Raw genomic sequence first — 21,527 nt, 5'->3', positions numbered from 1 at the left:
AACTGCCGCATCTTTTATACCTATAACGATTCGCCTGATGCCCACGACGTTTCATGAGATTCCCCGCAAGCGCCCGACCACGCCCCTGCTCGACCGTGCCAACACGCCGGACGGCTTGCGCCGGTTAGGCGAAGCCGAGCTGGAAACCCTGGCCGATGAGTTGCGCCTGGAATTGCTCTACACGGTCGGTCAGACCGGTGGGCATTTTGGTGCTGGCCTGGGCGTGATCGAGCTGACCATCGCGCTGCATTACGTGTTCGACACCCCGGACGACCGGCTGGTGTGGGACGTGGGTCATCAGGCTTATCCGCACAAGATTCTCACCGGTCGTCGTGAGCGCATGGGCACCCTGCGCCAGAAAGACGGGATCGCCGCCTTCCCGCGCCGCTCCGAAAGCGAATACGACACCTTTGGCGTCGGCCACTCCAGCACCTCGATCAGCGCAGCGCTGGGCATGGCCATTGCCGCCCGCCTGCAGAACAGTGATCGCAAGGCCATCGCGGTGATCGGCGACGGCGCCCTGACCGCTGGCATGGCCTTCGAGGCGCTGAACCATGCGCCCGAAGTCGACGCCAACATGCTGGTGATCCTCAACGACAACGACATGTCGATCTCGCGCAATGTTGGCGGGCTGTCCAATTACCTGGCCAAGATCCTTTCCAGCCGCACTTACGCGAGCATGCGCGAGGGCAGCAAAAAGGTCCTGTCGCGCCTGCCTGGCGCCTGGGAAATCGCCCGTCGCACCGAAGAGTACGCCAAGGGCATGCTGGTCCCCGGCACCCTGTTCGAAGAGCTGGGCTGGAACTACATTGGGCCGATCGACGGCCACGACCTGCCGACCCTGATCGCCACGCTGCGCAACATGCGTGACCTCAAGGGGCCGCAGTTCCTGCATGTGGTGACCAAAAAAGGCAAAGGTTTCGCCCCGGCGGAAGTCGATCCGATCGGCTACCACGCCATCACCAAGCTCGAACCCCTGGATGCCCCGGCCGCCGCGCCGAAGAAAGCCAGCGGGCCGAAGTATTCCGGTGTGTTTGGCGAATGGCTGTGCGACATGGCCGCTGCCGACCCGCGCCTGGTGGGGATTACCCCGGCGATGAAGGAAGGCTCCGACCTGGTGGCGTTCAGCGAACGTTTCCCGCTGCGCTATTTCGACGTGGCGATCGCCGAGCAACACGCGGTAACCCTTGCCGCCGGCATGGCCTGCGAAGGCGCAAAACCGGTGGTGGCGATCTACTCGACCTTCCTGCAGCGTGGCTACGACCAACTGGTGCATGATGTGGCGGTGCAGAACCTCGATGTGCTGTTCGCCATCGACCGCGCCGGCCTGGTGGGCGAAGACGGTCCGACCCACGCCGGCAGCTTCGACCTGTCGTTCCTGCGCTGCATCCCCGGGATGCTGGTGATGACCCCAAGCGACGAGAACGAACTGCGCAAGATGCTCACCACCGGCCACCTGTACAACGGCCCGGCGGCAGTCCGGTATCCACGCGGCAACGGCCCGAACGCAACGATCGACAAAGACCTGGAGCCGATCGAGATCGGCAAGGGCATGGTGCGCCGCCAAGGCAGCACCGTCGCCCTGCTGGTGTTCGGCGTGCAACTGGCCGAAGCGCTGAAAGTCGCCGAGACCCTGGATGCGACCGTGGTCGACATGCGCTTCGTCAAGCCGCTGGATGAAGCGCTGGTGCGTGAGATTGCCGCCAGCCACGAGCTGCTGGTGACCATCGAAGAAAACGCAATCATGGGCGGCGCCGGTGGTGCGGTCAGCGAATTCCTCGCCCGCGAGAACATCCTCAAGTCGATGCTGCACCTGGGCTTGCCGGACAGCTACGTCGAACACGCCAAACCGGCGCAAATGCTGGCCGAGTGCGGGCTGGATGAGGCGGGAATCGAAGCTTCGATTCGCGAGCGCTTGCAACTGCTTAACATCTAAAGACACATACAAAACCCTGTGGGAGCGAGCTTGCTCGCGATGACGGTCTGACAGTCGACATATTCGTTGACTGACAGACCGTCATCGCGAGCAAGCTCGCTCCCACATTGGTTTCATGCTTTTCAAAACTATACTCGCTCCAACGCCGATGGACTGCCAATGAAACTCTCCCGCCTTGCCATGACGCTGACCCTGCTGCCGGCCGGCCCACTGCTGGCCGACACCTTCGAACGCGACCAGGCACTGAAGCTGCCCGAAGTCCTGATCAGCGCCAATCGCCAGGTCGAAGCCCGCAATGACAGCAGCGCAGCCAACACGGTGTTCACCCGCGAGGATATCGACCGCCTGCAACCCTCCAGCGTCACCGACCTGCTGAGCCGGGTGCCGGGGGTGCAAGTCACCCAGGCGGGCGGGCGCGGCAGCCTGCCGGGGATTTCCATTCGTGGCACCAAATCCGCGCAAAGCCTGGTGCTGGTCGACGGCCAGCGCATCGGCAATTCGACCTCGGGCGACAGCAACCTGCAGCACATCAACATCGAACAGGTCGAGCGCGTGGAAGTGTTGCGCGGCTCACGCTCGGTGATTTATGGCAGCGATGCGATTGGCGGGGTGATTCAGATCTTCACCCGGCGCAGTGCCGAGCCCGGCCTGCAGCCACGCCTGCACATGGGGTTGGGCAGCAACCAGACCTGGGAGCGTAGCCTCGGCCTGTCCGGTGGCGATGCCAACACTCGCTTCAACCTCGGCGCCAGCCTGGATGAAACCGCCGGGATCGACCGCACCCACCAGTCCTACCCCAGCGATGGCGATCACGACGCCTACCGCAACCAGGCGCTGAGCCTGAGCCTGAGCCATGGCTTCAGTGACGACCTGGAAGTCGGTTTCAACGTGCTGGATAACCGCGGCAAGAGCGAGTTCGATAGCCCGTTCGGTCGCTACGACTCAAGCACGGGGCAAAGCTACCAACAAAAGCCCTACAGCGATTTCAACGTCAGTAGCGTCAGCGGCTATTTCGATGCCCGCGTCAACCACGCCTGGAAGACGCGCGTCGAACTGGGCCACAGCGAGAACCGCGAACAAACCCGCGACAAGCTCAGCACTGAAGACTCGGTGTTCAACACCTACCGCGACTCCGTGAACTGGCAGAACGACCTGACCCTCAACGAGCAGAACAGCCTGATCCTGGGGGGTGACTGGTACGAAGATCGGGTCAACAGCGACTTTGACTACTACGGCGCGCGCGCCGCTTTAGGTGAAGACAGCCGCTGGAACCGCGCCGCGTTCATTCAGCATCATTTCACTGCCGAGCACTTCTCCACCGAACTGGGCCTGCGCCGCGACGACAATCAACAGTTCGGCAGCCAGAACAGCTGGAGCGGCACCTTCACCCTGCCGCTGAACGCCGACAATGACTTGCTGCTGACTTACAGCGAAGGTTTCCGGGCGCCGACCTTCAACGACCTTTACTACCCGGACTACAACAACCCGGGCCTGAAGCCTGAAACCTCAAAGAGCTACGAACTGCAATGGCGCAGCCAACTGACTGACAGCAGCCGACTGGAAGCCTCGCTCTACCGCACCGACCTCGAAGACGCGATCATCTATGGCAGCCGCCCGGAAAACGTCGCCTCGGCGCGGATCAACGGCTTCGAGGCCGCCCTCAAGCAGGAGCTGTTCGGCTGGCAGAGCAACCTGGGCGTCTCGATCATCGACCCACGGGACCGCGACAGCGGCCACACCCTCGCCCGCCGTGCCCGCCGCACCTTGAACCTGGACCTGGACCGGCAGTTCGACCAGCTCGGACTGGGGGCGACCTGGCAAGCGGTGAGCAGCAGCTACGACGACGAGAAGAACCTCCAGCCCCTGGGCGGCTATGGCCTGCTGAGCCTGCGCAGCAGTTGGGCGGTGAACCACCAAGTCACCCTGCAGATGAAAATCGACAACCTGCTGGACAAGGACTACAGCCGCGCGCTGTACCAGTACCAAGGCGAGCAGTACGGTTATCGCGAGGAAGGCCGGGCGTTGATGTTCGCAGTGACGTGGATGCCGCAGCTCTGAACTGAGATCAGCGGCGGTGCAGCCATAGGTGCACCTCGGTCTTACCGACCAGGCGCTATCAACCGGCACAACGCCGCCGTCGCTTCGATCATCTGCCCGCTCGGCCGCTCCAGGCCTTTGTCGGTCACCCGCAGTAATTGCCCACTACTCACCGCCGTGACCTGTGGCCAGGCTTTCCAGGCATCGAGCTGAGCCTGGCTGCTGGCGAGGATCACCTGCGGATTACGCGCCAGTACCGACTCGATGCTGACCTGCGGCGCCGGCAGGCGCAGGTCGGCGAACACATTCCGCGCGCCACACACCTCTAGCGCGTCGCTGATGATCTGCCCGCCGCCCACGGTGTATAGCGGCTGGTCCCAGACCTGATAGAACACCCGCAGCGGCACCTCGCGCCGGTAGCGCTGGCGCAAGCCATCCAATTGCCGACGCAGGTCGGCCGCCAGTGCTTGCCCACGTTCGGCTCGTCCCAGTTGCCGGGCAATGTCTTCGATCTGGGTAGTCAATTGGTTGAGGCTGTGGGGTTCGGCGACGTAGGTGGGGATGCCCAGCTGGCTCAGTTGTTCGCGCTGCGCCGGGCCGACACTACCGGGCCAGAGCAGCAACAGATCGGGCTTGAGGCTGAGCAGGCGTTCCATGTCCAACTGGCCATAACGGCCCACCGATGGCACGGACTCAAGGGCTGGCGGACGCTCGCCGGCATCGAGCACGCCGACCAGCAGGTCGGCCGAGTCCAGCTCGACAACGATTTCCGACAGGGACGGTGCCAGGCTGACTACTCGCTCCACGGCGGCCGCTGGGCCACTGAGGACCAACAGCAGCGCCAGCCAGCGCCCCATCAGCCGAGTTGACGCGGAATACGGTAGAGGTAGAACAGCACGCCAGTGGCCAACCCCAGCAGCACCAGAGGCACCGCCTCCAGGCCGACGAACACCGCCAGCGCGCCGATCCAGGCCGGCAGGGAGGCGACCAGCATGGCGCTGCGGCGCTGAGCGGCCAGGACGATCCAGGCCGCCGGTTCATCGGCGGTGTCCAGGGCTTTTTGGGTGGCGATCAAGCCGTGCTTGTAGGCACCGAAAAATTTCAGGCTGACGAACATCGAGGCCATGCCGGCGATGAAGAACGGCATCGCCAGGATCGGAGCCAGGGCTTCACCCTCGCCAAACAGGCCATTGATCACCAGCAACGGCAGCAGGGCCAGCGCGAAGTATTGCCACCAATTGACGGACAGGCGCCGCCGAACCTGGCCGCGGGTCACGCCCGGTCCGCCTCGCCCTGGTGCTCGTTGCCCATCATGTGGTCGAGCTTGCTGGCCTTGGTCGCCAGGTAGAGTTTGTTGTGCGGATTGTGGCCGGTGTGCAACGGCACGCGCTCGGCAACCACGATGCCCATGTCGGTCAATGCCTTGACCTTGCGCGGGTTGTTGGTCATCAGGCGCAGGGATTTGACGCCCAGGTGCTCGAGCATCGGCAGGCACATGGCGTAGTCACGCTGGTCAGCGGCAAAACCCAGGCGCTCGTTGGCTTCAACGGTATCGGCACCGCCATCTTGCAACTCATAGGCGCGGATTTTGTTCAGCAGGCCAATACCCCGGCCTTCCTGGCGCAAGTACAGCAACACGCCACGGCCTTCGCGGGCGATGGCCTGCAAGGCGGCTTCCAATTGTGAGCCGCAGTCGCAACGCTGGCTGAACAAGGCATCGCCGGTCAGGCACTCGGAGTGCAGCCGGCCGAGTACCGGGGCACCATCGGCCACATCACCCAAGCTCAACACGACGTGCTCGCGGCCAGTGGACTCATCGAGAAAGCCATGCATGGTGAATTGCGCAAAAGGCGTTGGCAGCTTGGAAGCGGCAACAAAAACGACAGGCACCGGTGTGCTCCTGATCTATGTACTGGAGATTCGCAGAGGCGGCATTGTAACAGCAGGTTCCGAACCACGCTTAGGCTGAATTATCGGCCATAACGATCAAATAGTTTGATCACTGGCCGGCGGGCATCAGGTTACCCTCAAACGGATACGGTTGTTTCCAGCGTTCGAAAATCGGTTTCAGCCCGCCATTGCCGACCAGCAGGGTCATGCGCTGATCATACAGCTTCATCAGCGACCTGGCCTGGGAGGTATCGGCAAACCCGAGGAACAGCGGCAGCTCGGCCAGATGGGTATAGCGAAACTGCTGCGAATCGACGGCGCCTTTGAGCACCGCCTCGACCTCGGTCTGGGCGTCGATGTAATAGTCCGCACGACCCTGCTGGAGCATCGGCAGAATGCCGGTGCGGCGCTCGATCTGGTTATAGCGGCGCACATTGGGCAGGTAGTTTTCGTAGCGATAGCCGCGAACCCAGGCCAGGCGGTACTTGCCCAGCGTGGCCTGGGTCGGTGCCGGACTGCTCGCCAGGCCGAGGGCATAGATGTGGTCGGAGTCAAAATTCCAGTGCGGGTACAGCACGCCCTTGGCCTCGTCCCGGTAGGACCCGACCAGGGCATCGACTTCCTTGAGTTGCACCAGGCCGATCGAGCGGGTGTAGGGCACCGTGCGGATATCCAGCTTGACCCCGGCCGGCTCGAACACCTCACGCAAGATGTCCCAGGCCAGGCCGTGCCCGTCGGCAGCGGTGTAGTCTTCCCAGTCTTCGCTCGCCAGATGGATTACCGCAGGTACAGCGGGCACTTCCACCGCACGGGCGACCGAGCAGACCATAGCCAACAGCAGGATCCAGCAACCGCGCCGCACCATTCCCTAGCCCCTCGAACAGTCCCTCAGGTGAAATACCAGACCAGCCCCTGCATCCCCAGCCAGGCAAAGACCCCCGCCAGCACGTCATCGAGCATGATCCCGATGCCGCCGTGCACATGCCGGTCGATCCAGCGAATCGGCCATGGCTTGAGGATGTCGAAAAAGCGGAACATCAGGAACCCCGCCAACAACCAGTACCATCCCTCCGGCACCAGCCACAGGGTGATCCACATCCCGACCATTTCGTCCCAGACAATGCCCTCGTGGTCGTGCACGCGCAAGTCGTCGGCAACCTTGCCGCAGAGCCAGAAGCCGAACAGCATGGTGATGCCCAGCATCAGCCAGTAGCCCCAGTCGGGCAGCATCTGCCACAGCGGGATGAAGGGTAGCGCAACTAACGAGCCCCAGGTGCCGGGTGCCTTGGGCAAGGTGCCCGAGCCAAAGCCGAAGGCCAGGAAATGCCAGGGATTGCGCCAGACCGATGGCGGCACAAACTCTGCCGGAACCTGTTTGGGATGATCTGTCACGGTGTCTCCTGGAAATGTTGATAACCCCGGATGTTCGGGGTGATGTCCTGCCCATTGGCGTCCAGCAGCGTTACGCCCTGCCCGGCCACGACCCGGCCGACCACGTGGATCGGCCAGCCCTCGGCCAACAGGGTCGGCAGATGAGCCGGCGGCAAGGTAAACGCCAGTACGTAGTCGTCACCGCCGCTGACCGCTGCCACCCGGGCCGCATTCTCGCCGAGAAACCCCAGCAGTGCCGCCGACAGCGGCAGTTTCTGATTCTCCACCAGCAAGCCGACAGCCGACGCCTTGGCAATATGCCCGCAGTCGGCGAGCAAGCCATCGGAGATATCCAGCGCCGCGCTGGCCTTGCCGCGCAACGCCTGGCCCAACGCCAGCTGCGGTTGTGGCGACCAGTAATGCGCCAGCAACGGTTCGGCGATAGCGGCCGGCGCTGTACGCTGGCCGAGCACCAGGGGCAAGGCCCCGGCGGCGTTGCCCAGCTCGCCGCCAACACACAGCAGGTCGCCGACCTGCGCACCGCTGCGGGTCAGGGCCTGGCCGGCCGGGACGCGGCCGAACACGGTCATGGTCAGGCTCAGCGGGCCGCGCGTGGTATCGCCACCCACCAGCCGCACGCCGCAGCTCTGCGCCATCTGGTTCAAACCACGGGCATAGGCATCCAGCCAATCGGCGGTTACCGTCGGCAAGGTCAGGGCAAGGGTAAAGGCTACGGGGGTGGCGCCCATGGCAGCCAGGTCACTGACGGCCACCGCCAGCGAACGCTGACCGAGCAAAAACGGGTCGCAGGGATCTGCGAAATGCACACCGGTCACCAGCGTGTCGGTGGAGATCGCCAGCTGTTCCCCTGCGGGAACAGCGAGCAAGGCGCAGTCGTCGCCGATCCCCAGCGCAACGCCATCGCCCGCCTGCGCACAGGGCGCAGCGGCGAAGTAGTTGCGGATCAGCTCAAACTCGCCCATCAGGTATCCTGTCTCAAGCGCGTATCAGCGCTTGAACGCCTTCACTTCAGCTTCACGCAGGCGCGGGGCCAGCTTGTCGAGGACACCGTTGACGAACTTGTGGCCATCGGTGGAACCGAAGACTTTAGCCAGCTCGATGCCTTCGTTGATCACCACGCGGTACGGCACGTCGACGCGCTTGAGCAGTTCCCAGGTGGACAGGCGCAATACCGCCAGTTCAACCGGGTCGAGCTCGTCGATGGTCAGGTCCAGGCAAGGCGTGAGAGCGGTGTCGATTTCGGTCTTGAACTGCGGAACCCCGTGGAGGATTTCGCGGAAGTAGGCGCCATCGACATCACTGAAATCGTTATCGACCCGGAACTGCGCTTCGATCTCGTTCAAAGACTGCTTGGCCATGTGCCATTGATACAGGGCCTGGGTCGCGAGCTGACGGGCTTCGCGGCGCTTGACGCTCTTCGATGGTTTACCAGCATCCGCAGGCTTTGGATCGCGCGGGTTGAAACGATCGCTTTCGTCGCTAATCACTTGGCCTCCAACTGCGCCAGCAGGCTGACCATTTCCAGAGCGGACAGGGCAGCTTCGGCACCTTTGTTACCGGCCTTGGTGCCGGAACGTTCGATGGCTTGCTCGATGGAATCAACGGTCAGCACGCCGAAAGCGACTGGAACGCCGAACTCCATGGACACCTGGGCCAGGCCCTTGGTGCATTCACCTGCCACGTATTCGAAGTGCGGAGTACCGCCACGAATGACCGCGCCCAGGGCGATGATTGCCGCGAACTCGCCTTTCTGGGCGACTTTCTGCGCAACCAGCGGGATTTCGAAGGCGCCAGGGGCACGGATGATGGTGATGTCGCTTTCGCTCACGCCATGGCGAACCAGGGCATCAACCGCACCGCTTACCAGGCTTTCGACAACAAAGCTGTTGAAACGGCCAACAACCAGGGCGTAGCGGCCTTTGGGGGCGATGAAGGTACCTTCGATGGTCTTCAGGGTCATTCGACAAATCTCTTAAAGAGCCGGGACGCGTTCAGTACGCGTCCCTCAGTGATATTTGAACCGCGAACAAGGGGTGGAAAAACACCGGCCTTTATTCGGAGGGCACGTATTCTACAACTTCCAGATCGAAACCGGATATCGCATTAAATTTCATTGGCGCCGACATCAGGCGCATTTTGCGTACGCCAAGGTCGCGCAGGATCTGCGAACCGGCACCGACGATGCTGTAGGTGGTCGGTTTTTTCACCGCCGCCTGGTCAGCGGTTTCGCGGATATGCGCCAGCAACACGTCGCCATCGAGCGGGTGACCGAGCAACAACACCACCCCGCTACCCGCCTCGGCAACCGCAGCCATGGCGGCGCGCAGGCTCCAGCGGCCCGGCTGCTTGACCATCAACAGGTCGCGCAGCGGGTCCATGTTGTGCACCCGCACCAGGGTCGGTTCTTCGGCGCACACGGTGCCCAGGGTCAGGGCCATGTGTACGTCGCCTTCCACCGAATCACGATAGGTCACCAGGTTGAATTGGCCCAGTTCGCTGTCCAGTGGCTGCTCGGCAATCCGCTGAACGGTACGTTCGTGGATCATCCGGTAGTGGATCAGGTCGGCGATGGTGCCGATCTTGATGTTGTGTTCAGCGGCAAAGGCTTCCAGTTCGGTACGACGGGACATGGTGCCGTCGTCGTTCATCACCTCGCAGATCACCCCGCTCGGCTCGAACCCGGCCATGCGCGCCAGGTCGCAGGCGGCTTCAGTGTGGCCGGCACGGGCCAGAGTGCCACCGGCCTGGGCCATCAGCGGGAAGATGTGCCCCGGGCTGACGATATCTTCAGCCTTGGCGTCCTTGGCGGCAGCGGCCTGCACGGTACGCGCACGGTCGGCGGCGGAGATGCCGGTGGTCACGCCTTCGGCGGCTTCGATCGACACGGTGAACTTGGTGCCAAAGCCGGAACCGTTGCGCGGCGCCATCAGGGGCAGCTTCAGCAGTTCGCAGCGCTCGCGACTCATCGGCATGCAGATCAGGCCACGGGCGTGCTTGGCCATGAAGTTGATGTGCTCAGCCTGGCAGCACTCGGCGGCCATGATCAGGTCGCCTTCGTTCTCGCGGTCTTCGTCATCCATAAGGATGACCATCTTGCCTTGGCGGATGTCTTCAACCAGTTCTTCGATGCTATTGAGCGCCACGCGGCACCCCCCTTCTTTCGAAATTTGAGCTTCAGGATTTGAGGTAGCCGTTGGCGGCCAGAAAGCTTTCAGTGATGGTGCCGCCGGCAGTCGACTCCGCGGCCTTGTCGCCCAGCAGAAGTCGCTCCAGGTAACGGGCCAGCAGGTCCACTTCCAGGTTCACCCGGCGACCCGGCTGATAGGCAGCCATGATGGTTTCGCTCAAGGTGTGCGGAATGATCGTCAGCAGGAATTCGGCGCCATCGACCGCGTTCACCGTCAGGCTGGTGCCGTCGACGGTGATCGAGCCTTTATGGGCGATGTACTTGGCCAGTTCCTTCGGGGCACGGATGCGGAACTCCACGGCCCGGGCGTTTTCGGTGCGGGTGACCACTTCGCCGACGCCGTCGACATGCCCGCTGACCAGGTGGCCACCCAGGCGGGTGGTCGGAGTCAGGGCTTTTTCCAGGTTGACCGGGCTGCCGCTCTTGAGGTCATTCATGGCGGTGCAGTCGAGGGTTTCGCGACTGACGTCCGCTGCAAAACCGTCGCCTGGCAGCTCGACGGCCGTCAGGCAGACGCCGTTGACCGCAATGCTGTCGCCCAGTTTGACATCGCTCAGGTCGAGCTTGCCGGTGGCTACGTGAACCCGTACATCTCCGCCTTTTGGGGTCAATGCACGAATACTGCCGATGGATTCGATGATGCCGGTAAACATGAAGTCCTCCTCGAGAACAAAACCTTCTTGGCCGCAGCCGGGAATTATACGCTTGCGGCCGGCACGGGAATGGCGGTGACTCGCCAGTCATCGCCAACCGCACGAATGTCAGTGATTTTCAGTGCCGGCGCATCCTTCATTTGCGTCAGTGGCCAGTCGAGCAATGGCCGCGCCGTGGAGCCGAGGAATTTTCCGGCGACAAAGATCTGGTACTCGTCCACCAGGCCTTGCTGGGCAAAGGCGCCCGCCAGCCTTGGGCCGGCTTCCACCAGCACCTCGTTGACGCCGCGGGCGGCCAGTTCGAGCAATAGCTTGCGCAGGTCGACCTGACCCTCTTCACCCGGCACGATCAGGCACTCGGGGCCATTGGCGTACTGCTCTTCCACGGCTACACAGGTGGCGACCAGGGCCGGGCCGGCCTTGAAGAACGGGGCATCGAGCGGCACCCGCAGGCGACCATCGATCAATACCCGCAACGGTGGACGGCTCATGGCCAGGGCGCTTTGTTCGGCGTCCAGCCCCAACTCATCGGCGCGCACAGTCAGGCGCGCGTCGTCTGCCAGCACCGTGTCGGCCCCCGTCAACACCACGCTGGCCTGCGCCCGCAGGCGTTGGACCGCGGAGCGCGCCGCCGGGCCGGTAATCCATTGGCTTTCGCCGCTGGCCATGGCGGTGCGCCCATCCAGGCTCATGGCCAACTTGACCCGCACGAACGGCAAGCCGTGCTCCATGCGCTTGAGGAAACCCTGGTTGAGCTGGCGCGCCTCGCCTTCGAGCACGCCGCAGGTGGTGGCGATGCCGGCCTGTTCCAGGCGCTGCAGGCCACGCCCGGCCACTTCCGGGTTGGGGTCCTGCATGGCGGCAACGACGCGCGCTACCCCCGCCGTGACCAACCCATCGGCGCACGGTGGCGTGCGGCCGTGATGGCTGCAGGGTTCGAGCGTGACGTAGGCGGTCGCGCCCCGCGCCTGCTCGCCGGCGGCGCGCAAGGCGTGGACTTCGGCATGCGGCTCGCCGGTGCGCACATGCCAGCCTTCGCCGACGACCTGCCCGTCACGCACGATCACGCAACCGACCCGCGGATTGGGGTGGGTGCTGTAGTGGCCCTTGCGTGCCAGTTCCAGCGCGCGCGCCATGTAGTGGGCGTCGAGGATCGCTTGCTCAGTGGACATCGTCATGGTTTGACCGGTTCTCGGGCCAGGCGATCGATCTCTTCGCGGAACTCGTTGAGGTCCTGAAAGCGGCGATACACCGAAGCGAAACGAATGTAGGCGACTTCATCAAGCTTCTGCAGCTCGGCCATCACCAGCTCACCGACCACCAGCGATTTGACTTCGCGCTCGCCGGTTGCCCGCAGTTTGTGCTTGATGTGCACCAGGGAGGATTCCAGGCGCTCGACGCTCACTGGACGTTTTTCCAGGGCGCGCTGCATGCCGGCGCGAAGTTTTTCTTCATCGAACGGCTGGCGGCTGCCGTCGGTTTTGATCAGGCGCGGCAACACCAGTTCGGCGGTCTCGAACGTCGTGAAACGTTCGCCGCAGGCCAGGCATTCACGCCGGCGGCGCACCTGTTCGCCCTCGGCGACCAGACGGGAGTCGATGACCTTGGTGTCGTTGGCACCGCAGAAGGGACAGTGCATGGTGGCAGGCAACAAAAAAAGGGAGGGCCATGGTAGCGCATCCCGGTGGCAAGACAAGCCATAGGGTTTACGGTATACAGACGGGCTATAGTGCTTGATCCATGGATTTCACCTCGCTGGAGCCGCAAATGCCGCTACGACCGCTTGTTTTACTCAGTTTCGTCAGCCTGCTGGTGGCCTGTAGCAGTGATGCGCCCAAGCCCGCAGAACCGGCATCCGGCCCCGCGCCGCAGATGGCCCAGAAGAAGGCCCAGGCGTCCGCCGACCAGGGTCCACTGCCGGCTTACCAGCGCGAACTGAGCGGTTCGTTGCAGGGTGTGCCAGCGGGGGCCGAAGTCGAACTGGCGCTGCTGGTGGTCGACGAGCGTTCGCGTCCGCAGCAGTTGCTGGCCAGCGCCAATCTGGTCGGCAACAACCAGGCCCTGCCGTTTCACCTGCGCTTCAACCCCGAAGCCTTTCCCGCCGGTGCGCGGGTCGAGCTGCGCGGGCGCGCCAGCCAATCCGGACAACTGATCCTGCACCTGCCCTCGCAACGAATTTTCCAGCCGACTTCCCAGGCTCTGGGGCAATTGCAATTCGTCAAAGCACCATGACTGCACCGCTCGACCTGCAACACGCCCTGAGTGAACTGCTCGGCGATGCGCAACTGGTGCCCTGCCCGCTGCCGGATACCGAGCTGCAACTGTGGCTGATCGACGGCGACAACATGGACCGTGCCTTCAGCCCGGAAGAAACCCGACGGATCCTGCATGAACCGCCGTACTGGAGTTTCTGCTGGGCCAGCGGCCTGGCAGTGGCGCGCTACCTGGCCGCCCACCCACAGTGGGTCGCTGGCAAGCGGGTGCTGGATTTCGGTGCCGGTTCCGGGGTGGCGGGGATTGCGGCGGTCAAGGCCGGTGCCCTCGAAGTGGTGGCCTGCGACCTCGATCCCCTGGCACTCGCCGCCTGCCGGGCCAATGCCCGGCTCAATGGGGTTGAACTCAGCTATTCAACGGACTTTTTCGCCGAGGCCGATCGTTTCGACCTGATCCTGGTGGCTGACGTGCTGTATGACCGCGCCAACCTGCCGCTGCTCGACGCATTCCTCAGCCGAGGCCGCGAAGCCCTGGTCGCCGACTCACGGGTGCGCGACTTCTCGCATCCGCTCTACCGGCGGCTGGAGATGCTCGAGGCCATGACCTTGCCCGACCTGGCCGAGCCTGAAGAGTTTCGCCATGTGAGCCTGTACCATACTGCCCGCTGCGTTACGGATTGACCCGGCTGCCTGCGCTTTCGGCCAACCCCACCAAGCTTTATAGTTGCCCCATCCACGTTTTTTCGAGATACCCCATGAGTCAAGACACGCCGTACATCTTCGACGCCACCACCGCTGATTTCGAGCAGTCGGTGATCGAGAACTCGTTCCACAAGCCCGTGCTGGTGGATTTCTGGGCTGAATGGTGTGCACCGTGCAAGGCGCTGATGCCGATGCTGCAAACCATCGCCGAGAGCTATCAGGGCGAGTTGCTGCTGGCCAAGGTCAATTGTGATGCCGAGCCAGACGTCGTGGCACGCTTCGGCATTCGCAGCCTGCCGACCGTGGTGCTGTTCAAGGACGGTCAGCCGGTGGACGGCTTTGCCGGCGCGCAACCCGAATCCGCGGTGCGCGCACTGCTCGAACCCCATGTACAGATGCCACCGCCACCCGCGGCCGATCCGTTCGAACAGGCTCAGGGGTTGTTCGACGAGGGCCGCTTTGCCGAGGCCGAGGCCGCGCTCAAAGTGCTGCTGGGGGAAGACAACAGCCACGCCGGTGCACTGATCCTGTATGCCCGCTGCCTGACCGAACGCGGCGAGCTTGGCGAAGCCCAAGCCGTGCTGGATGCGGTCAAGAGCGATGAGCACAAGGCCGCACTGGCGGGCGCCAAGGCGCAGATCCAGTTCCTCGGCCAGGCGGCGGACCTGCCGGATGTGGCCGACCTGAAAGCGCGCCTGGCACAGAATCCACAGGACGACGAAGCGGTCTATCAATTGGCAATCCAGCAACTGGCCCGCCAGCAATACGACCCGGCGCTGGACTCGCTGCTCAAGCTGTTCATCCGCAACCGCAGCTACAGCGAAGGCTTGCCGCACAAGACCCTGCTACAGGTGTTTGAGCTGCTGGGCAACGATCACCCGCTGGTCACCACCTACCGCCGCAAGTTGTTCGCTGCGCTGTACTGATCCGCATCAAGCGCAACCCTGTAGGAGCGAGCTTGGCCGCGTGGAAACCATGCGCCTACGACGGTTCTATCCAGCTATAGAGCGGTGTATCGCCGCCGCTTAGCACCTTGACCTCGGCGCAGTGGCGCAAGCGCACCAACAAGCGCTTGCCGGCCGCCGCGCTGCCGGTCAGTCCTTCCAGTTGCTCGAGCAGATCCGGCCCACTCAGTTGCCCGGACTTGCGCAGTAACGCCTTGGCCAACTGCCACTGGGCGTCGTCCGGATTGGCCGGTTTCGCCGCAACGCTGGCGGCGGGCTCTACGCCGTCGACCTTGCTCACCTGCAACTGCGCGCCAAGTTTCGCCCAATCGCCATCATCGAGCTCCAGGGTCAAGTCCACCGGCCAGTCGCCGATGCTTCCACGTATGCGCAACATTGGGCTTTCCTCAGGTTTATGACGAACATGCTCCCACGCGTCTTGCGCAACGCCAAGCATGCAGTCAAACTCCCGCCGATATTGTTATAAGATCACATAACAAAACAGTTAACTTCCGCCCCGGAGACTTTCCATGCGCCGTCTGCTCCTCGCTTTGCCGTTTGCCCTGTTGCCGCTGGCCATCGCCCAGGCGGCCGACGAACATGATCATGATCATCAACACGCCAGCCTCGGTGCCCACGAACATGGCGTCGGGCGCTTGAACGCGGCGCTGGATGGCCAAACCCTGGAACTGGAACTGGACAGCCCGGCGATGAACCTGGTGGGCTTCGAACACGCCGCCAGCACGCCGGCAGACAAGGCCAAGGTTGCCGCGGTACGGGCACAACTGGAGCAGCCGCTGGTGCTGTTCAGCCTGCCGCAGGCCGCCAACTGCGTGCTCAGCCAGCAGGAGCTGAACAGCCCGCTGTTCGGTGACAAACCGGACGCCGACGATGACCACGACCACGACCACGACCACGCAGACGCCAAGGACGCCGAGGGTCATGAACACCACCATGACCACAGCGAAATCCACGCGCATTACCAGTTCACCTGCAGCCAACCGGATGCGCTGAAGAGCCTGGACCTGGCCCAGGTGTTCAAGACCTTCCCCGCCACCCAGAAAATTCAGGTACAACTCATCAGCCCCAACGGCCAGCAAGGGGTCGAGGTGACGGCCAAGGCGGCTGCGCTTAAATTCTGAATCCACCGAAGATCCCCTGTAGGAGCGAGCCTGCTCGCGATGGAGTGTCAGATACTTTGGTATCGACTGATACACCATCGCGAGCAGGCTCGCTCCTACAGGGGTTCACCACCAAGCAGACCGGTTTCACATGACCCAAGCACTCATCGAACTGACCGACCTGGGCTTCCATTGGCCCGGTCACCCGCCCTTGCTGGACATCCCGGCGTTTCGCCTGGAGGCCGGTGAAACCCTGTTTCTCAAAGGCCCCAGTGGCAGCGGCAAGACCACCCTGCTGGGCCTGCTCGGCGGCGTGCAGAAGCCCAATCGCGGCAGCATCCGTTTGCTCGGGCAAGAACTGACGGACCTCTCGGCCGGTGCCCGGGATCGTTTTCGGGTCGACCACACGGGCTACATCTTCCAGCAGTTCAACCTGCTGCCGTTTCTCTCGGTGCGCGAAAACGTCGAGTTGCCCTGCCACTTCTCCAGCGTGCGTGCCAACCGCGCGATCCAGCGTCATGGCAGCGTCGACAGCGCCGCCGCGACGTTGCTGGCGCACCTGGGGCTCAAGGATCCAGGCCTGCTTGGTCGACGGGCCGACTCCCTGTCGATTGGCCAACAGCAACGCGTCGCCGCTGCCCGCGCACTGATCGGCCAGCCGGAACTGGTGATCGCCGACGAGCCGACCTCGGCCCTCGACTACGATGCCCGCGAGGCCTTCATCCGCCTGCTGTTCGCCGAATGCCGGGAAGCCGGTTCCAGCCTGTTGTTCGTCAGCCACGACCAGAGCCTGGCGCCGCTGTTCGATCGTCACCTGTCGCTGGCCGAACTCAATCGCGCCGCCACGCCCACAGAGGTCTGAGATGTATCTGTTCCGTCTAGCCATGGCCAGCCTGGCTAACCGCCGCTTCACCGCCATCCTCACGGCCCTCGCCATCGCCCTGTCGGTCTGCCTGCTGCTGGCCGTGGAACGCGTGCGCACCGAAGCCCGCGCCAGTTTCGCCAGCACCATCAGCGGCACGGACCTGATCGTCGGCGCCCGCTCCGGTTCGGTGAACCTGCTGCTGTACTCGGTGTTTCGTATCGGCAATGCCACCAACAACATCCGCTGGGACAGCTTCGAGCACTTCGCCAATAACCCCAAGGTGAAATGGGCAATCCCGATTTCCCTTGGCGACTCCCATCGCGGCTATCGGGTGATGGGCACCACTGACGCCTACTTCCAGCATTACCAATACGGGCGCCAGCAACACCTGCAACTGGCCAGCGGCCGGGCCTTTGCCACGGATCCGTTCGAGGTGGTACTGGGCGCGGAAGTGGCCGACGCGCTGCACTACAAACTCGGCGACCAACTGGTACTGGCCCACGGCGTGGCGGTGATCAGCCTGGTCAAGCATGACGACAAGCCCTTCACCGTGGTCGGCATCCTCAAGCGCACTGGCACCCCGGTGGACCGCACGCTGCACATCAGCCTCGGGGGCATGGAGGCGATCCATGTCGATTGGCACAACGGCGTGCCGGCGCGTGGCGATGGCCGGATCAGCGCCGACCAGGCGCGCAACATGGACCTCACGCCCCAGGCCATCACTGCGTTCATGCTCGGCCTCAACAGCAAGATCGCGACCTTCTCCCTGCAACGCGAGATCAATGAATTTCGTGGCGAACCAATGCTGGCGATCCTGCCGGGCGTGGCCTTGCAGGAACTCTGGAGCCTGATGGGCACCGCTGAAAAAGCGCTGTTCGTGGTGTCACTGTTCGTGGTGCTGACCGGCTTGATCGGCATGCTCACGGCGATCCTCACCAGCCTCAACGAACGCCGACGAGAAATGGCGATCCTGCGTTCGGTCGGCGCCAGGCCCTGGCATATCGCCACGCTGCTGGTGCTGGAGGCCTTTGCGCTGGCGCTGTCGGGGGTGATCGCCGGCCTCGGCCTGCTGTACCTGTGCATCGCCCTGGCGCAAGGTTACGTGCAGTCCAACTACGGCCTGTTTCTGCCGTTGTCCTGGCCAAGCGAGTATGAATGGACGCTGCTCGGTGGCATCCTGCTTGCCGCGCTGCTGATGGGCAGCGTGCCTGCCTGGCGGGCCTACCGGCAATCGCTGGCCGACGGTCTGTCGATCCGTTTATGAGGACGTAAAATGCCCCGCGCTCTGCTTGCGCTGTTGATGCTGGTCGCCCTGCCCCTGTGGGCGGCCGAACCCAGGGACCTGACCTGGTCGGAGATGATTCCGCCGGACGCGCCCGCCGAAGTGCCGAACATGAAACCGCTGCACGACCTGTCGCAGATGAGCGACGCCTTGTCGGCCGAGTCAGCGCCGGCCGCCCGGCAGGACCTGCCCAACGCACCGGTGGTGCAGACCCTCGACGGCCAGGCCATTCGGTTGCCCGGCTACATCGTACCGCTGGAGGTCAATGAGGCAGGACGCACCACCGAGTTTTTGCTAGTGCCGTATTTCGGCGCCTGCATCCACGTGCCCCCACCGCCGTCGAACCAGATCGTGCATGTCCGGAGCGAGATCGGGGTCAAGCTCGAAGAGTTGTACCAGCCGTACTGGATTGAAGGCGCAATGCAGGTCAAAGCCTCCACCAGCGAACTGGCGGATGCCGGGTACCAGATGGATGCCCAGAAGATCTACGTGTACGAATTGCAGGAGTGAAACTGCGAAGTTTTCATGGACTGACCTGAACTTGCGTCTACGCTCAAGCCGGCGCTGACGACGACCGCTCATCCGAGCAACGATCTTAATGCGCCATCACGCTTTCATTGAGCTGCGTCAACGTCCCAGGTCGGATCCCTCCATAAAATGGGATATAGAATTCAAATTGTCCCTTGGAGCCCCCATGCACAAGTCATTGCTTAGCGCTTCCCTCATTGCATTCGCGCTTGCAGCCCCGTCCGCCCAAGCCCACGAAGCCGGCGACATCATCGTCCGGGCCGGTGCCATCACCGTTAATCCGAAGGCCGACAGCTCCAGCGTCAAGGTCGATCGCGGCCCGCTGGCGGGTACCGACCTGGGCGGCAAGGCGACAATGAGCAGCGACACGCAATTGGGCCTGAACTTCGCGTACATGATCACCAACAACCTGGGGATCGAGCTGCTGGCGGCAACGCCGTTCGAGCATGACGTCAAACTCAAAGGCACCGCACTCCCTGCGGCCAACGGCAAGCTCGGCTCCTTGAAGCACCTGCCGCCGACCCTGAGCCTGGTGTACTACCCGCTGGATCACAAATCGGTGTTCCAACCCTACGTGGGCGCGGGCATCAACTACACCTGGATCTATGACGAACACGTCGGCAGCCAGGCCAGCGCCAACGGCTTCGACAACTTCCGGGCGAAAAACACCTGGGGCGTGGCATGGCAGGTCGGTGCCGACTACATGCTGACCGACAACATCATGATCAACGGCCAGGTGCGCTACATCGACATCGACACCACCGGTTATGTGGATAACAACGCTGTCGCGCCAGGCACCCGCGCCAAGGTCGACATCGATGTGGACCCATGGGTCTACATGGTTGGCCTGGGCTACAAGTTCTAAGCCACACCCGCAAAAAAAAGGCGCCTCTAATCAGGCGCCTTTTTTGTTCTCGTAAAACCCCTAGCGACCCAGCAGGCGGGCCAGACCGACGCTCATTGGCGTTTGCTCGGGGAAGGTGAAGCGCTGCAGCAGGCGCTGGTTGTTCGCCCGCGAATGGCGGATATCGCCCGAACGGGCCGGGCCGTAGGTGATCGGCGGCAAGTCGCCAACCACTTCGCGCAACGCCTGGAGCATTTGCTTGAGGGTGGTGGCCTGGTTCCAGCCGACGTTGACCGCACCGACTTCCAGCGTAGGCGCTTCGATAGCCTGCACCAGCAGGTCTACCAAGTCTTCGACATAGACAAAATCACGGGTCTGCTCGCCATCGCCGAACACGGTGATCGGCAGCCCCTTGACCGCGCGCTCGCTGAAAATGCTGATCACCCCGGAGTACGGCGACGACGGATCCTGGCGCGGGCCGAAGATGTTGAAGAAGCGAAACACCGCGGGCTCCAGGCCATGCTGGCGGCGGTAGAAATCGAGGTAGTACTCACCCGCCAGCTTGTCCGAAGCGTAGGGCGTGAGCGGCGCCTTGGCGGTGTCTTCGTCGATCGACTGGCCTTCGCCATTGTTGCCATAGATCGCCGCACTCGAGGCAAACAGCACACGCTTGATCCCAGCCTGGCGCATGGCTTCACAGACGTTCAGGGTGCCAATGAAATTGCTCTGGTGCGTACGCACCGGATCGTCCACCGAGGCCTGCACGGAAGCCACGGCAGCCAGGTGCGCCACGGCACAACAACCGACCATCACCTTGGCCACCAGGGCAGCATCGGCGACGTCGCCTTCGATCAACTCGATACGTGGATCGTCCAGTTGCAGGTTGCTGCGCTTGCCGGTGGACAGGTCATCGAGCACACGCACCGAGTAGCCCTTGGCAAGCAGGGCGTCGGCGAGGTGCGAGCCAATGAAACCGGCACCGCCGGTGATTAATACAGGGCCTTCAGCCATGACGATAAAACCTATCCAGTAAGCCCGGGAGCGCGGCACGCCAGGCGCGCGGCTTGATCCCGAAGGTGTGCAGAATTTTCTTGCAGGCCAGGACCGCGTGTTGCGGCTCTTCGGCGGCATCCGGGCGCGCGGCATGGGCCTGCGCAGTCGGTGCTTCGATGGCCAGCGGATGCAGGCTGCGGGCCTCGGTCAAAATGGCCTGGCCCAGCGCCAGCGGCGTGGTCGCCTCGTGTCCGGCGTAGTGATAGGTGCCCCACAGCGGCGCCGCGCAATCGAGTTGCTTGAGCACCGAAATGATCACCCGTGCGGCGTCGTCCACCGGGGTTGGGTTGCCCCGTCGGTCATCGGCCATCAGCAGCTCTTCAGGCTGTTCGGCACGTGCCAGGAAGCGTCCCAGTGCGCCATCGGCACTGTCATCGAGTAACCAGCCAAACCGCAGCATCACGTGTTGCGGGCAGGTTGCGCGCACGCTCTGCTCGATGCGCCACAACGCCTGGCCACGCAGGCCCAGTGGCACCGGTTCGTCCTTTTCACTGTAGGCAGTGGCCCGCGAGCCATCGAACACTCGATAGCTGGAAGGCTGGAGCAGGACGATGTTGTGGTGCTGGCACAATTCCGCCAGGCGCTCGACTGCTCGTTCCTGCCCGGCCAGGCGCGCCTCGGGCACCTGCTCGGCCTGGAACCAGTCGAAGTAGTAGGCGAGGTTGATCAGCGCGTCCGGGCGAGTGTCGTCGAGCAGTTGGGTCAGGCTCGCGGCATCCCAGCCGTCTTGCGGTGGACGGGGGGCGAGGAAACCGATGTCTTCCTCCGCACCGAGGCGAATCAGCGCCTGCCCAAGGGCATTTCCGCCACCCAGTAACATAAGGCGCATTCGCATAGAGTCAGCAGGCCCAGTCTGTTTGAAACGATGAGTGTAGCGACA

25 protein-coding genes are annotated in these 21,527 nt (G+C 63.3%); 10 read left to right on the top strand and 15 right to left on the bottom strand.

Features of this window, described 5'->3' with window-relative positions:
* Nucleotides 1–37 precede the first annotated feature (37 nt).
* A complete protein-coding gene (gene dxs, locus CKW24_RS06555; RefSeq protein ID WP_095166238.1) occupies nucleotides 38–1,936 on the top strand; it encodes a 1-deoxy-D-xylulose-5-phosphate synthase in 1,899 nt (632 codons plus the stop codon).
* Between the two features lie 159 nt (nucleotides 1,937–2,095).
* The gene (locus CKW24_RS06550) at nucleotides 2,096–3,994 is read left to right on the top strand and encodes a TonB-dependent receptor domain-containing protein (RefSeq protein WP_095166236.1); all 1,899 of its coding nucleotides are present in this window, start codon (nucleotides 2,096–2,098) and stop codon (nucleotides 3,992–3,994) included.
* Nucleotides 3,995–4,035: 41 nt separating this feature from the next.
* Here the strand turns inward: CKW24_RS06550 and CKW24_RS06545 are convergent, their stop codons facing one another.
* The 12 genes from CKW24_RS06545 to nrdR form a co-directional block, all read right to left on the bottom strand.
* On the bottom strand, nucleotides 4,036–4,830 hold the full coding sequence (locus CKW24_RS06545) for a cobalamin-binding protein (protein WP_095166234.1): 795 nt from the start codon (nucleotides 4,828–4,830) through the stop codon (nucleotides 4,036–4,038).
* The gene (locus CKW24_RS06540) at nucleotides 4,830–5,249 is read right to left on the bottom strand and encodes an MFS transporter (RefSeq protein WP_095166232.1); all 420 of its coding nucleotides are present in this window, start codon (nucleotides 5,247–5,249) and stop codon (nucleotides 4,830–4,832) included. The genes CKW24_RS06545 and CKW24_RS06540 overlap by 1 nt, the downstream gene beginning before the upstream one ends.
* Nucleotides 5,246–5,863: a GTP cyclohydrolase II gene (gene ribA / locus CKW24_RS06535; protein ID WP_027617724.1), complete on the bottom strand. Its 618-nt coding sequence runs from the start codon at nucleotides 5,861–5,863 to the stop codon at nucleotides 5,246–5,248. Before ribA ends, CKW24_RS06540 begins: the two co-directional genes overlap by 4 nt.
* Before the next feature lie 109 nt (nucleotides 5,864–5,972).
* Entirely contained in the window at nucleotides 5,973–6,728 is a 756-nt protein-coding gene (locus CKW24_RS06530) for an ABC transporter substrate-binding protein (RefSeq protein WP_095166231.1), read from the bottom strand.
* A 23-nt stretch (nucleotides 6,729–6,751) separates the two neighbouring features.
* Complete coding sequence (locus CKW24_RS06525) at nucleotides 6,752–7,255, bottom strand: phosphatidylglycerophosphatase A (protein WP_095166229.1); 504 nt, start codon at nucleotides 7,253–7,255, stop codon at nucleotides 6,752–6,754.
* Complete coding sequence (thiL, locus tag CKW24_RS06520) at nucleotides 7,252–8,217, bottom strand: thiamine-phosphate kinase (RefSeq protein ID WP_095166226.1); 966 nt, start codon at nucleotides 8,215–8,217, stop codon at nucleotides 7,252–7,254. Before thiL ends, CKW24_RS06525 begins: the two co-directional genes overlap by 4 nt.
* Nucleotides 8,218–8,241: 24 nt before the next feature.
* A complete protein-coding gene (gene nusB, locus CKW24_RS06515; RefSeq protein ID WP_056728930.1) occupies nucleotides 8,242–8,742 on the bottom strand; it encodes a transcription antitermination factor NusB in 501 nt (166 codons plus the stop codon).
* A complete protein-coding gene (gene ribE / locus CKW24_RS06510; RefSeq protein ID WP_003228649.1) occupies nucleotides 8,739–9,215 on the bottom strand; it encodes a 6,7-dimethyl-8-ribityllumazine synthase in 477 nt (158 codons plus the stop codon). The genes nusB and ribE overlap by 4 nt, the downstream gene beginning before the upstream one ends.
* 91 nt (nucleotides 9,216–9,306) lie before the next feature.
* Nucleotides 9,307–10,398: a bifunctional 3,4-dihydroxy-2-butanone-4-phosphate synthase/GTP cyclohydrolase II gene (gene ribBA / locus CKW24_RS06505; RefSeq protein WP_095166224.1), complete on the bottom strand. Its 1,092-nt coding sequence runs from the start codon at nucleotides 10,396–10,398 to the stop codon at nucleotides 9,307–9,309.
* A gap of 31 nt (nucleotides 10,399–10,429) precedes the next feature.
* Nucleotides 10,430–11,095: a riboflavin synthase gene (locus CKW24_RS06500; RefSeq protein ID WP_095166222.1), complete on the bottom strand. Its 666-nt coding sequence runs from the start codon at nucleotides 11,093–11,095 to the stop codon at nucleotides 10,430–10,432.
* 44 nt (nucleotides 11,096–11,139) lie between these two features.
* The gene (gene ribD / locus CKW24_RS06495) at nucleotides 11,140–12,273 is read right to left on the bottom strand and encodes a bifunctional diaminohydroxyphosphoribosylaminopyrimidine deaminase/5-amino-6-(5-phosphoribosylamino)uracil reductase RibD (protein WP_095166221.1); all 1,134 of its coding nucleotides are present in this window, start codon (nucleotides 12,271–12,273) and stop codon (nucleotides 11,140–11,142) included.
* Nucleotides 12,270–12,734, bottom strand: a complete 465-nt coding sequence (gene nrdR / locus CKW24_RS06490; RefSeq protein ID WP_162530215.1) for a transcriptional regulator NrdR — start codon at nucleotides 12,732–12,734, stop codon at nucleotides 12,270–12,272. Before nrdR ends, ribD begins: the two co-directional genes overlap by 4 nt.
* A gap of 128 nt (nucleotides 12,735–12,862) precedes the next feature.
* Between nrdR and CKW24_RS06485 the strand changes: the two genes are divergently transcribed.
* From CKW24_RS06485 to trxA, 3 genes are all read left to right on the top strand, one after another.
* Complete coding sequence (locus tag CKW24_RS06485) at nucleotides 12,863–13,327, top strand: YbaY family lipoprotein (RefSeq protein WP_095166615.1); 465 nt, start codon at nucleotides 12,863–12,865, stop codon at nucleotides 13,325–13,327.
* Nucleotides 13,324–13,989, top strand: a complete 666-nt coding sequence (locus tag CKW24_RS06480; protein ID WP_095166219.1) for a methyltransferase — start codon at nucleotides 13,324–13,326, stop codon at nucleotides 13,987–13,989. The genes CKW24_RS06485 and CKW24_RS06480 overlap by 4 nt, the downstream gene beginning before the upstream one ends.
* Nucleotides 13,990–14,063: 74 nt before the next feature.
* On the top strand, nucleotides 14,064–14,936 hold the full coding sequence (gene trxA, locus CKW24_RS06475; RefSeq protein WP_095166217.1) for a thioredoxin: 873 nt from the start codon (nucleotides 14,064–14,066) through the stop codon (nucleotides 14,934–14,936).
* Between the two features lie 55 nt (nucleotides 14,937–14,991).
* Here trxA and CKW24_RS06470 read toward each other — a convergent pair whose 3' ends face one another.
* Nucleotides 14,992–15,351 carry a hypothetical protein gene (locus tag CKW24_RS06470; RefSeq protein ID WP_095166215.1) on the bottom strand — a complete coding sequence of 120 codons (360 nt, stop codon included), beginning with the start codon at nucleotides 15,349–15,351 and terminating at the stop codon, nucleotides 14,992–14,994.
* A 133-nt stretch (nucleotides 15,352–15,484) separates the two neighbouring features.
* Here CKW24_RS06470 and CKW24_RS06465 point away from each other — a divergent pair, with 133 nt between their 5' ends.
* The 5 genes from CKW24_RS06465 (at nucleotide 15,485) to CKW24_RS06445 (ending at nucleotide 19,615) form a co-directional block, all read left to right on the top strand.
* Complete coding sequence (locus CKW24_RS06465; RefSeq protein ID WP_095166213.1) at nucleotides 15,485–16,096, top strand: DUF2796 domain-containing protein; 612 nt, start codon at nucleotides 15,485–15,487, stop codon at nucleotides 16,094–16,096.
* 130 nt (nucleotides 16,097–16,226) lie between these two features.
* The gene (locus CKW24_RS06460; protein ID WP_095166211.1) at nucleotides 16,227–16,937 is read left to right on the top strand and encodes an ABC transporter ATP-binding protein; all 711 of its coding nucleotides are present in this window, start codon (nucleotides 16,227–16,229) and stop codon (nucleotides 16,935–16,937) included.
* Between the two features lies 1 nt (nucleotide 16,938).
* A complete protein-coding gene (locus tag CKW24_RS06455; RefSeq protein WP_095166209.1) occupies nucleotides 16,939–18,204 on the top strand; it encodes an ABC transporter permease in 1,266 nt (421 codons plus the stop codon).
* 9 nt (nucleotides 18,205–18,213) lie between these two features.
* Nucleotides 18,214–18,732 carry a DUF3299 domain-containing protein gene (locus CKW24_RS06450; RefSeq protein WP_095166207.1) on the top strand — a complete coding sequence of 173 codons (519 nt, stop codon included), beginning with the start codon at nucleotides 18,214–18,216 and terminating at the stop codon, nucleotides 18,730–18,732.
* 184 nt (nucleotides 18,733–18,916) lie between these two features.
* A complete protein-coding gene (locus tag CKW24_RS06445; protein WP_095166205.1) occupies nucleotides 18,917–19,615 on the top strand; it encodes an OmpW family protein in 699 nt (232 codons plus the stop codon).
* A 60-nt stretch (nucleotides 19,616–19,675) separates the two neighbouring features.
* Here the strand turns inward: CKW24_RS06445 and CKW24_RS06440 are convergent, their stop codons facing one another.
* Both CKW24_RS06440 and CKW24_RS06435 read right to left on the bottom strand, forming a co-directional pair.
* Nucleotides 19,676–20,605: an NAD-dependent epimerase/dehydratase family protein gene (locus tag CKW24_RS06440; protein WP_095166203.1), complete on the bottom strand. Its 930-nt coding sequence runs from the start codon at nucleotides 20,603–20,605 to the stop codon at nucleotides 19,676–19,678.
* On the bottom strand, nucleotides 20,598–21,482 hold the full coding sequence (locus tag CKW24_RS06435) for a sugar nucleotide-binding protein (protein ID WP_095166201.1): 885 nt from the start codon (nucleotides 21,480–21,482) through the stop codon (nucleotides 20,598–20,600). Before CKW24_RS06435 ends, CKW24_RS06440 begins: the two co-directional genes overlap by 8 nt.
* Nucleotides 21,483–21,527 lie beyond the last annotated feature (45 nt).

The organism is Pseudomonas sp. Irchel 3H3 (assembly GCF_900187635.1).
Classification (GTDB): domain Bacteria; phylum Pseudomonadota; class Gammaproteobacteria; order Pseudomonadales; family Pseudomonadaceae; genus Aquipseudomonas.
Note: the sequence above shows the minus strand (reverse complement) of the source record. Positions and strands in the feature narration are given on the sequence as shown.

What these genes read in the sequence shown, in the direction of transcription:
- dxs (WP_095166238.1), top strand. Translation starts at nt 38, where the DNA reads ATGCCCACGACGTTTCATGAGATTCCCCGCAAGCGCCCGACCACGCCC.
- CKW24_RS06550 (WP_095166236.1), top strand. Translation starts at nt 2,096, where the DNA reads ATGAAACTCTCCCGCCTTGCCATGACGCTGACCCTGCTGCCGGCCGGC.
- CKW24_RS06545 (WP_095166234.1), bottom strand. Translation starts at nt 4,830, where the DNA reads ATGGGGCGCTGGCTGGCGCTGCTGTTGGTCCTCAGTGGCCCAGCGGCC.
- CKW24_RS06530 (WP_095166231.1), bottom strand. Translation starts at nt 6,728, where the DNA reads ATGGTGCGGCGCGGTTGCTGGATCCTGCTGTTGGCTATGGTCTGCTCG.
- thiL (WP_095166226.1), bottom strand. Translation starts at nt 8,217, where the DNA reads ATGGGCGAGTTTGAGCTGATCCGCAACTACTTCGCCGCTGCGCCCTGT.
- ribE (WP_003228649.1), bottom strand. Translation starts at nt 9,215, where the DNA reads ATGACCCTGAAGACCATCGAAGGTACCTTCATCGCCCCCAAAGGCCGC.
- CKW24_RS06500 (WP_095166222.1), bottom strand. Translation starts at nt 11,095, where the DNA reads ATGTTTACCGGCATCATCGAATCCATCGGCAGTATTCGTGCATTGACC.
- ribD (WP_095166221.1), bottom strand. Translation starts at nt 12,273, where the DNA reads ATGACGATGTCCACTGAGCAAGCGATCCTCGACGCCCACTACATGGCG.
- nrdR (WP_162530215.1), bottom strand. Translation starts at nt 12,734, where the DNA reads ATGCACTGTCCCTTCTGCGGTGCCAACGACACCAAGGTCATCGACTCC.
- CKW24_RS06485 (WP_095166615.1), top strand. Translation starts at nt 12,863, where the DNA reads ATGCCGCTACGACCGCTTGTTTTACTCAGTTTCGTCAGCCTGCTGGTG.
- CKW24_RS06480 (WP_095166219.1), top strand. Translation starts at nt 13,324, where the DNA reads ATGACTGCACCGCTCGACCTGCAACACGCCCTGAGTGAACTGCTCGGC.
- trxA (WP_095166217.1), top strand. Translation starts at nt 14,064, where the DNA reads ATGAGTCAAGACACGCCGTACATCTTCGACGCCACCACCGCTGATTTC.
- CKW24_RS06470 (WP_095166215.1), bottom strand. Translation starts at nt 15,351, where the DNA reads ATGTTGCGCATACGTGGAAGCATCGGCGACTGGCCGGTGGACTTGACC.
- CKW24_RS06465 (WP_095166213.1), top strand. Translation starts at nt 15,485, where the DNA reads ATGCGCCGTCTGCTCCTCGCTTTGCCGTTTGCCCTGTTGCCGCTGGCC.
- CKW24_RS06460 (WP_095166211.1), top strand. Translation starts at nt 16,227, where the DNA reads ATGACCCAAGCACTCATCGAACTGACCGACCTGGGCTTCCATTGGCCC.
- CKW24_RS06455 (WP_095166209.1), top strand. Translation starts at nt 16,939, where the DNA reads ATGTATCTGTTCCGTCTAGCCATGGCCAGCCTGGCTAACCGCCGCTTC.
- CKW24_RS06450 (WP_095166207.1), top strand. Translation starts at nt 18,214, where the DNA reads ATGCCCCGCGCTCTGCTTGCGCTGTTGATGCTGGTCGCCCTGCCCCTG.
- CKW24_RS06445 (WP_095166205.1), top strand. Translation starts at nt 18,917, where the DNA reads ATGCACAAGTCATTGCTTAGCGCTTCCCTCATTGCATTCGCGCTTGCA.
- CKW24_RS06440 (WP_095166203.1), bottom strand. Translation starts at nt 20,605, where the DNA reads ATGGCTGAAGGCCCTGTATTAATCACCGGCGGTGCCGGTTTCATTGGC.
- CKW24_RS06435 (WP_095166201.1), bottom strand. Translation starts at nt 21,482, where the DNA reads ATGCGAATGCGCCTTATGTTACTGGGTGGCGGAAATGCCCTTGGGCAG.